Source organism: Mycobacterium sp. (assembly GCF_025933915.1).
GTDB lineage: Bacteria > Actinomycetota > Actinomycetes > Mycobacteriales > Mycobacteriaceae > Mycobacterium.
Window position 1 is genome coordinate 1 of the sequence record NZ_JAICZA010000172.1, and the last position, 8,685, is coordinate 8,685.

At 67.1% G+C, this 8,685-nt stretch carries 10 protein-coding genes; 5 read left to right on the forward strand and 5 right to left on the reverse strand.

Going from position 1 to position 8,685, the window contains the following annotated elements; translation table 11 throughout:
• Nucleotides 1-231: 231 nt before the first annotated feature.
• Together Q0W90_RS20780 and Q0W90_RS20785 are read right to left on the reverse strand one after the other, a co-directional pair.
• Complete coding sequence (locus Q0W90_RS20780) at nucleotides 232-456, reverse strand: deoxyribodipyrimidine photolyase (RefSeq protein WP_297599439.1); 225 nt, start codon at nucleotides 454-456, stop codon at nucleotides 232-234.
• A gap of 25 nt (nucleotides 457-481) precedes the next feature.
• Nucleotides 482-976 carry a polyketide cyclase gene (locus Q0W90_RS20785; RefSeq protein WP_297599440.1) on the reverse strand — a complete coding sequence of 165 codons (495 nt, stop codon included), beginning with the start codon at nucleotides 974-976 and terminating at the stop codon, nucleotides 482-484.
• Nucleotides 977-1,097: 121 nt separating this feature from the next.
• On the opposite strand from Q0W90_RS20785, the gene Q0W90_RS20790 reads away from it, so the two are divergent.
• Nucleotides 1,098-2,630, forward strand: a complete 1,533-nt coding sequence (locus Q0W90_RS20790; protein WP_297776300.1) for an HNH endonuclease signature motif containing protein — start codon at nucleotides 1,098-1,100, stop codon at nucleotides 2,628-2,630.
• A gap of 57 nt (nucleotides 2,631-2,687) precedes the next feature.
• Here the strand turns inward: Q0W90_RS20790 and Q0W90_RS20795 are convergent, their stop codons facing one another.
• Nucleotides 2,688-2,987 (reverse strand): hypothetical protein, encoded by a 300-nt coding sequence (locus Q0W90_RS20795; protein WP_297602136.1) that lies wholly within the window; start codon nucleotides 2,985-2,987, stop codon nucleotides 2,688-2,690.
• 173 nt (nucleotides 2,988-3,160) lie between these two features.
• Between Q0W90_RS20795 and Q0W90_RS20800 the strand changes: the two genes are divergently transcribed.
• Nucleotides 3,161-4,189 carry an Rv2578c family radical SAM protein gene (locus Q0W90_RS20800; protein ID WP_297698547.1) on the forward strand — a complete coding sequence of 343 codons (1,029 nt, stop codon included), beginning with the start codon at nucleotides 3,161-3,163 and terminating at the stop codon, nucleotides 4,187-4,189.
• A gap of 1 nt (nucleotide 4,190) precedes the next feature.
• Here the strand turns inward: Q0W90_RS20800 and Q0W90_RS20805 are convergent, their stop codons facing one another.
• The gene (locus Q0W90_RS20805; RefSeq protein ID WP_297776304.1) at nucleotides 4,191-5,774 is read right to left on the reverse strand and encodes a metallophosphoesterase family protein; all 1,584 of its coding nucleotides are present in this window, start codon (nucleotides 5,772-5,774) and stop codon (nucleotides 4,191-4,193) included.
• Nucleotides 5,775-5,927: 153 nt separating this feature from the next.
• Between Q0W90_RS20805 and Q0W90_RS20810 the strand changes: the two genes are divergently transcribed.
• Nucleotides 5,928-6,371, forward strand: a complete 444-nt coding sequence (locus Q0W90_RS20810) for a hypothetical protein (protein WP_297698543.1) — start codon at nucleotides 5,928-5,930, stop codon at nucleotides 6,369-6,371.
• Here Q0W90_RS20810 and Q0W90_RS20815 read toward each other — a convergent pair whose 3' ends face one another.
• Entirely contained in the window at nucleotides 6,372-6,917 is a 546-nt protein-coding gene (locus Q0W90_RS20815) for an XRE family transcriptional regulator (RefSeq protein WP_297776307.1), read from the reverse strand.
• Nucleotides 6,918-6,993: 76 nt separating this feature from the next.
• Here Q0W90_RS20815 and Q0W90_RS20820 point away from each other — a divergent pair, with 76 nt between their 5' ends.
• Nucleotides 6,994-7,791: an aldolase gene (locus Q0W90_RS20820; RefSeq protein ID WP_297602258.1), complete on the forward strand. Its 798-nt coding sequence runs from the start codon at nucleotides 6,994-6,996 to the stop codon at nucleotides 7,789-7,791.
• A gap of 36 nt (nucleotides 7,792-7,827) precedes the next feature.
• A partial coding sequence (locus Q0W90_RS20825; RefSeq protein ID WP_297776310.1) for a dihydrodipicolinate synthase family protein occupies nucleotides 7,828-8,685 on the forward strand: 858 nt, incomplete at its 3' end.

Sequence of the window (8,685 nt, forward strand, 5' to 3'; positions counted from 1 at the left end):
GCTACCTGCTGCCTCCAGCCCCTGCGGTGACCGCACCGCGATGATGCCCCGACGCCGCCGCACCCGCACCCAAGACCGGGCCACACGCATCGCCGTCGAACGCCGACGCAACCGAAGGGCGCGCCAAGTCGAAAAGTCTTCGTATACTTGGGATTACGGATCAACCCATGCCGTCGGCGATGGGGAGCCGCCGCCGTTCTCAGCGCGCTGGCGTGGGAGAGCGCAGCACCGTCATTTCTTACTGGGAATGACGATAACCACGATCAACGTGAGGATGGAGAAGAACAGCCCAAGGATTCCCCATCCCAGTGGATTGCGGCCCTTCATCATTGCGATGACGCCGCAGACTATTGCGGCGATGATGCTGCCGATCGCGACGAAAATCCCTTTGATGCCACGCAGAATGAAGCCGGCCGCGATGGGATCCGAACTCGCCAGAATCACCGAATGCAACATGTCGGGTCCTTTCTCGCCGTTGGACTTACAGCATTATTCCGCGTGGATAACCGCGGCGGACGGTGCGATCGAGAATTCCCAGGGTCGCGCGCAGCGCCCCCTCGGACAGAATCGGGAAGATTCCGGCTTCGCGCCACGTGGGGTCGATGTTCGACCAGTCGTAGAACGAGGTGACCACGGTGGCCGCACCGTCTGCGGTGGGTGCGAGCGCATAGCCGTACACGTGGCCGATCGGCGGCTGGATCTGGCCGAGAACCGTCCACGCGATCAGGCGATCCTGTTCGAACTCCGTGATGTCGACGGTGACGTCGTATTTACCCAATTGCGGAAAGTCGTTCAAGGATTCGCGATCCATGTGCACGACGAAGTGGTCGCCGACGCCGCGCACCGGATCGCCCTCGGCGTCTTGGAGCATCCCGGACGAGTCGATCGCCACATGGCCCTGCGGGTCGCACAGCACGGCGAAGATGGCCGGCGCCGCCGCCGCGATAGTGCGCTGCGTTTCGATGCGTTCGGTCATGAGTCCTCGCAGCCGGCGTAGGGACGATACGAGCGAAGCTTAGCCCCGGCGGCGACCTTCGTTCGCCGTGGCCGGACCGCGAGAGACCCGACATCTCCGCGGCGACGAAGCACGTCAACAAATGTCGGTGCCCTGTGGCATACTCGAACATGTGTTCGAAGATGTGATCGCTCGGTTCGATGAGCTCATCGAGCGGTGCTATCCGTCGGCAACTCCAGAATCGGCGGCATTGTTGGAGCGCATCGGTATGGCGGCGCGGGTGGAGAATCGGGCGGCGGCCGCGCAGTTGGTGGCGGTGGGGGAGTTGTTTGCGTATCGGTTGTCGCGGTGTGCGGAGACCGAGGAGTGGGCGGTGGATACCGAGGCGGCCGTCGCCGCGGAGGTGGGCGCGGCATTGCGGATCGGTCCGGGGCTGGCCGGCAGCCGGGTGCGTGATGCCCGGGCGATGCGCGAGCGGCTGCCGAAGGTGGGCGCGGTGTTTGCGGCCGGGGATATCGATTACCGGATGTTTCAGACGATGGTGTTCCGCACGGATTTGATCGTCGACCCGGAAGTGTTGGCGGCGGTGGATGCCGAGTTAGCGGTCACGGTGTTTCGGTGGCCGTCGCTGAGTCAGGGCCGGTTGGCCGCGCTGGTGGACAAGGTGGTGGCTCGTGCTGATGTGGATGCGGTGCGGCGCCGCAAGGAACGCGCCGCCGGCCGGGCAGTGTGGTTCGCCGACATGGGCGACGGGTTGACGCATCTTGAGGGCACCCTGGCGAGTCCGGATGCGCACGCTTTGGATCAGCGTTTGGATGCGTTGGCGGCCACGGTGTGTGCGCACGATCCGCGCACCCGGGAGCAGCGCCGCGCCGATGGGCTGGGGGCATTGGCGGCCGATGCCGATCGGCTGGGGTGTCGCTGCGGGCGCCCGGATTGCGCGGCCGGTGAGCGGCCCGCGGGGCCGGTGGTGATCCACATGATCGCCCAGCAGGCCAGCGTGGCCGGCGCCGGTGTGGCGCCGGGCGCGCAGATCGGAGCTGAGGGGTTGACCCCGCCGGAGTTGCTGGCCGAGTTGGCCGCCTCGGCCCGGCTGGTGGCCCTGGTCCACCCCGGGGATGGGCCGGCTGAGCCTGGGTATGCGCCGTCGAGGGCGTTGGCCGATTTCGTGCGGTGCCGGGATCTGACCTGTCGGGCCCCGGGGTGTGATCGCCCGGCCGTCGGCTGCGATCTGGACCACACGATCCCGTATGCCGATGGTGGACTCACTCATGCATCGAACCTGAAATGCCTGTGTAGGCAACATCATTTGCTGAAGACGTTCTGGGGCTGGCGCGACAAACAGCTACCCGATGGCACGGTGATCTGGACGCTGCCCGACGGGCACACCTACGTGAGCACCCCGGGCAGCGCGCTGCTGTTCCCCAGCTTGTGCGCGCCCACCGGCGACATCCCTGAACCGCCCGCGGCGCCTAGACCCGAACCCTGCGGCGAGCGCAGCGCGATGATGCCCCAACGCCACCGCACCCGCGCCCAAGACCGGGCCACCCGCATCGCCGTCGAACGCCGCCACAACCGCGACGCCCGGCTGGCCCGGCAGGCCCAAAAGCCTTCGTATACTTGGGGTTCCGAACTAACCCATGGCGTTGGCGATGGGGAGCCCCCGCCGTTCTGAGCGCGTCAGCGAGAGGAATGTGTGGACTGTACGGCGATTTAGCCGAGGGTATTTGGGCTAATGCGGCAAGGTGGCCAGATAACACTGCACTCGGCGGGCGGCGTCGTCCGGTTTGACCCCCATGTTCACCAATCTCTGCACGACTTCGGCCGGGGGGATGCCCGAACCGATATCGTTGTCGATCACGTGGACGCTGGGAAACCAATTTTCCGCGCTCACCCCCGGCGGCGGGGGCTTCGCGTCGCCTCCGATGCATTGCACGTAACCATCGACGCCGGTGTCCGCGTGAGCCGGCGACGCCCCCATCAGCACGACGACGGGGACGCCTACCGCCACAACGGCATGGATCAAACGCATGCGTGCAACACCCGCCTTCGGATTGGTTAACCGAAAATAAACTGGTTTGCTACCCCGCACAACCCCGACTTTCGCAGGTGCACAAGGGACGCGGATGAGGATGGCGCGATGGCGGGCCGTTTCCCTGCAGACATCGCTTGACTTCTATCTCGAACGAATGTTCGAATAATGGGATGCGGTGGGCGAGCCAGGCCGTCGCGGTCAACGGGACGCCGGTGGAGGACGGGGCACTGCCGGGGTTGCAGCGCATCGGCCTCGTCCGCAGCGTGCGCGCGCCGCAGTTCGAGGGGATCACGTTCCACGAAGTGCTGTGCAAGTCCGCGCTGAACAGGGTGCCGAACGCGGCGGCCCTGCCGTTTCGCTACACCGTCAACGGCTACCGCGGGTGCTCGCACGCCTGCCGGTACTGCTTCGCCCGGCCCACCCACCAATACCTGGAGTTCGACTGTGGCACCGACTTTGACACCCAAGTCGTCGTCAAGACCAACGTCGTCGAGGTGCTGCGCCGCGAGCTGCGCCGGCCGTCGTGGCAGCACGAGACCGTCGCCCTGGGCACCAACACCGATCCCTACCAGCGGGCCGAGGGGCGCTACGCGCTGATGCCCGGCATCATCGGCGCCCTGGCCGACTCGGGCACCCCGCTGTCGATCCTGACCAAGGGCACGCTGCTGCGGCGCGACCTACCGCTGATCGCCGAGGCCGCGACGCGGGTTCCGGTCTCGGTCGCGGTGTCGCTGGCGGTAGGGGATCCCGAGCTGCACCGCGACGTCGAGCCCGGCACGCCCACGCCGCAGGCGCGGCTGGGTCTGATCAGCGCGATCCGCGCCGCCGGGCTGGACTGTCATGTGATGGTCGCGCCGGTGCTACCGCATCTCACCGATTCCGTCGAGCACCTCGACGGGCTGCTCGGCCAGATCGCCGCGGCCGGCGCCGGCAGCGCGACGGTGTTCGGCCTGCATCTGCGCAGCTCCACCCGCGGATGGTTCATGTCGTGGCTGGCGCGCTCACATCCCGAACTGGTCGGCCGCTATCGCGAGCTGTACCGGCGCGGCGCCTACCTGCCGCAGGGCTATCGCGACATGCTGCGGGCGCGCGCCGCCCCGCTGATCGCCAAGCACCGGCTGGCCGGCGATCACCGCCCGTTCTCCCAAGCGGTTTCGGCCACCCGGGCACCGGAACCCGTTCAGCAGACGCTGTTTTGAGTTAGCCCGCAGAGGCGGCGCGCGGCTTGGTCAGCGTGAACTCGTCGATCACGGCCACTTCACCGAACGGGCCCCGCAGCGCGTAATGGGTTGCCTTGATCGAGGTGTTGCCGCCGGGTCGACCCGGATCGACATCGAAAGCCGCGAAACCGTAAGGGTTGTCGCGGTCGCGGAACGCGGACCACGGCGCGTCCTCGAGGACGTAGATCGGCGCCTTGCGCCTGAGCGCGGGGTCGAAAGCCCCCACGCCGGTGACCACCCGGCACTGGGGCTCGGGAAAGAACATCGCGTTGCTCGGGGCCGAGGTGCCGCCGCCGCCGATGACCAGGTGCACCGTCCCCCGGGTGGAGTCGATGAGATCGCTTCGGGTGTCGACGGGTATCGGTGTTCGGGTGTCGGTCCCCAGCGTGCCGCGCAACGGGTGCGAGCGCTCGTAGTGGTGCTCGTGGCCGCACACGACCAGATCGACCCGGTACTGGTCGAACAGCGGCAGCCATTGCTCACGGATGCCGAGATCGGCGCCGTTGGTCTTGTCGGCGGTGGAGATCGCCGTCTGGTGCATGCACACGACCACCCAGTCGATGTCTGGATCGCGCCGGGCCTCGGCGAGTTCGTTTGCCAGCCAGCGCTTTTGCTCTCCGCCCGAGTAGCCGTGCACGTAGGAGTTGCCGCCGTCCTGGTAGGCCACGTCGTCGTTGTTGAGGCTGATCACCCGCACCGAGCCGGCGGTGAAGGAGTACCACATCCCGCGCATCTCCGGACTGGATCCCGAATCGGGTACCTGGAAGTACGTTTGATACGCGCCGTAACCGATCGGCCCGTTGCCCAATTCGTTCTCGTGATTGCCGGCCGCCGGCATCCAGGGCCGGTGGCGCGCCGAGCGGGTGTTGTTCTCGAACCAGTTCGACCAGGTGCGGATCCGGTTTTGGGCCAGGTTGGCGTAGCACAGGTCGCCGTTGACGAGGTTGAACAGCGGGCCGAGGCGCTCGATGGCCATGGTGGTGTCGGCGGCCGCCGGCGAGCCGATGTTGTCCGTGGCGTAACGGCCGTCGGCCAGCTTGGCGAGTGTCGGGGTGGACTGGTCACCGAAGCTGGTGAAACGCAGAGGCTTTCGGCCCAACGGTGCCGTTCGTACGGTGCCCTGCTCCGGTTCGGCGCCGTCGTGCACAGCGGCGTACACGTAGTCGGTGTCCGGGGTCAGGTCGGTCAGCCGGGCGTGGTTGACGCGAACTTCGGTGTTGGACTTCGCGTCCCGGTAGGTGCGAGTCTCGGCGGCCACGGTGCGTCCGAACCCGGCGCTCGGCGTCCCCAGCATGACGCGCGGATTGCGGACGGCGTCGGTGGTGTGCCAGGACACCACCACCTCGGTGCCGGCGTTCTTTCCGAATTGCAGGTGCAGGCCGCCGACCGGCGGTGCCCCATTGCGGTCGGGCTGCAGCCAGGCCGACGGACCACGGGAACTCGCGGACTGCGACCACAGCAGCGCCGCGCCGCCCACCCCGACGCCGCCGAGAACCGCGGAGGCCGCACTTGATGTGAGTAACCGGCGGCGGCTGATGCCGGCATGCTCCGAATCGCGGCTCACCCCTGCTTCATACCCGAGCCGGGAAACCCGAAGGTGAACGCCCCGCCCAGGGGCGCCCAGGGGCCGCCGGAAAGCTCGAATGCCGTCGGCACCGATGCATGGTAGAAGCCATTTTCCGGATACGGCGGTAACGCATTCGGTAGCGTTTCAGATATGACGAACGTGCGAACAGTGACCACGGGGATCGCGGCGGCGACGTTTGCCGCGGCCGCTGCGATGACGACGACCTCCGCGACCTCCCACGCGGATCCCGCCGGCCACCAGGTGACGTACACGGTCACCGCCACCGGGAACCTGACCGGCAACGTCAGGTACATGAACAGCGATCCGCCCAGCCAGGCGGCCTTCAACTCGAACTCGTCGCAGTTCTTGAGCACCGTGCAGACGGCGTTCACCGCCGGGCAGCCGCTCGTCTACAACGCCACCCTGGCAGACCCCAACCAGTGGGCGTTCGTCAACGCCAGCGGCGGGTGCCACTGGCCGGACTGCGACTCGTCCAACATGCCGCAGATTCAATGCCAGATCGCGGTGGACGGCCAGGTGGTGGTGACCCAGAGCGCCACCACCGGCGTCACCTGTTCGACACGGCCCTGGTAGTCACCCCAAGCACCCGGGCGGGCTGCTCGCGGGCTCGGCGTGTGCCACGACGACGACTTGGGCCGGTTCGGCACCGACCGCGCGGATCTTGTGGCTGATTGAGGCGTCGAAGTAGGCGCTGTCGCCGGGCCCGAGCGTGAACGTCTGGTCCCCGTAGTCGAGTTCGACGTTCCCGGCGTGCACGAACATGAATTCCTGGCCCGCATGCTCCGGGTGCGGATCGTCGGACAGCTTTTCCGTCGGTCGAACCACGAACGGCGACATCGACTTTCCCAGCAGCGACGCGGCCAGCACCCGGTAGCGCTCGCCCGCGGCGTTGCGGGTGGCGCGCTCGACGGTGATCTTCTCCTGCGCCGCCTCCCCCGAGAACAGCCGTCCGACGTCGACATCCAGGGCCTTGGCGACCTTGAGGGCCACCGCGATCGACGGTGTGCTGTGCCCGCGTTCGATCTTGGACAGGTAGCTCTTGGTCAGCCCGGTCTGCTGGGCTAGCGCCGCCAGGGTGAGGCCGCGTTGGTTGCGGACCGCGCGCAGCAGTGCGGTCACCGGACACCCCTCTCATGACACAAGGTTTCCTATAGTGATACGATTGTGTCACACGTTCGCGCCGAGGGAGCCGACTATGGCCAGCACGTTCACCGATTCGAAATCCGACTTGATGCGCCGCGCTGCCGAGCAGTTGACGGCCTTCCAAACCAAAGATGCCGCCGATGCGCAGTTGACCACCCGTCAGAAGTTGGCGTTGACCTGTCGCGCCCTGTTCGACGCCGGGCATGACTCCGGGCTGGCCGGACAGATCACCGCCCGCGCCGAGGCGGACGGTACCTACTACACCCAGCGGCTCGGCCTGGGTTTCGACGAGATCACCGACGCCAACCTGCTGTTGGTCGACGAGGACCTCAACGTCCTCGACGGTGAGGGAATGGCCAACCCCGCCAACCGTTTTCACAGCTGGATCTATCGCGCCCGCCCCGATGTGCAATGCATTGTGCACACCCACGCGTTCCACGTGGCGGCGCTGTCGATGCTGGAAGTTCCGCTGATCGTGTCCCACATGGACACCACCCCGCTCTACGACGACTGCGCGTTTCTGGCCCAGTGGCCGGGCGTGCCGGTCGGCAACGAAGAGGGGGAGATCATCTCCGCCGCGCTCGGCGATAAAAAGGCAATCCTGCTGGCCCATCACGGCCACGTCATCGCCGCCGCCAGCATCGAGGAGGCGTGCTCGTTAGGAATCCTCATCGAGCGGGCCGCCGAACTGCAGCTGGCCGCCATGGCCGCCGGCACCGTCAAAGAGCTGCCGCAAGAACTGGCCCGCGAGGCCCACGACTGGACGCTGTCACCGCTGCGCAGCCGGGCCAACTTCGCCTACTACGCCCGCCGGGCCCTGGCACGGCACCCGGACGTACTGACCGGCTAAACCGTTATCCGCCAACCTAATCCGAGGAGCCTGTCTGTGGCGCAATCGTCCGAGCCCAAGATCCACGGCATCATCGCCTACCCGGTGACCCCGTTCACCGGAGATGGTATCGACACCAAACGGCTCGGCGCGCTGGTCGACCGGCTCGTGTCCGCCGGCGTCCATGCGATCGCGCCGCTGGGCAGCACCGGCGAACTGGCCTATCTCGACGAACCCGAATTCGACACCGTGGTCGACACCTCCATGGCCACCGTGGCGGGCCGGGTGCCGGTGGTCGTCGGTGTGTCGGATGTGACCACCGCCAAGACCATTCGGCGCGCCACGTACGCCCAGCAGGCCGGGGCCGACGCGGTGATGATCCTGCCGGTGTCCTACTGGAAGCTCACCGAGCGGGAGATCTTCCAGCACTACCGCAGCATCGGCGACGCCATCTCCATCCCGATCATGGCCTACAACAACCCGGCCACCAGCGGCGTCGACATGCCTCCCGAGTTGCTGGTTCGCATGTTCGAGTCCATCGACAACGTCACCATGGTCAAGGAGTCCACCGGCGACCTGACCCGGATGCAGCGCATCGCCGAACTGTCCGGCAATCGGCTGCCCTTCTACAACGGCAGCAACCCGCTGGTGCTCGACGCGCTGAAGGCCGGGGCCTCCGGATGGTGCACGGCCGCACCGTGTTTGCGCCCGCAGCCCTGCATCGACCTCTACGAAGCGGTGCGCGCGAACGACCTCGACACGGCGCAGAAGCTTTACGACGATCTCAAGCCGCTGCTGCAGTTCATCGTCGCGGGCGGCCTGGCCACCACGGTGAAGGCCGGCCTGGAGCTGCTCGACTTCCCGGTCGGAGACCCGCGTGCGCCGCTGCTGCCGCTCGACGAGCAGGGCCGCGCC

What these genes read in the sequence shown, in the direction of transcription:
- Q0W90_RS20780 (WP_297599439.1), bottom strand. Translation starts at nt 456, where the DNA reads ATGTTGCATTCGGTGATTCTGGCGAGTTCGGATCCCATCGCGGCCGGC.
- Q0W90_RS20785 (WP_297599440.1), bottom strand. Translation starts at nt 976, where the DNA reads ATGACCGAACGCATCGAAACGCAGCGCACTATCGCGGCGGCGGCGCCG.
- Q0W90_RS20790 (WP_297776300.1), top strand. Translation starts at nt 1,098, where the DNA reads ATGTCGGTGCCCTGTGGCATACTCGAACATGTGTTCGAAGATGTGATC.
- Q0W90_RS20795 (WP_297602136.1), bottom strand. Translation starts at nt 2,987, where the DNA reads ATGCGTTTGATCCATGCCGTTGTGGCGGTAGGCGTCCCCGTCGTCGTG.
- Q0W90_RS20800 (WP_297698547.1), top strand. Translation starts at nt 3,161, where the DNA reads ATGCGGTGGGCGAGCCAGGCCGTCGCGGTCAACGGGACGCCGGTGGAG.
- Q0W90_RS20810 (WP_297698543.1), top strand. Translation starts at nt 5,928, where the DNA reads ATGACGAACGTGCGAACAGTGACCACGGGGATCGCGGCGGCGACGTTT.
- Q0W90_RS20820 (WP_297602258.1), top strand. Translation starts at nt 6,994, where the DNA reads ATGGCCAGCACGTTCACCGATTCGAAATCCGACTTGATGCGCCGCGCT.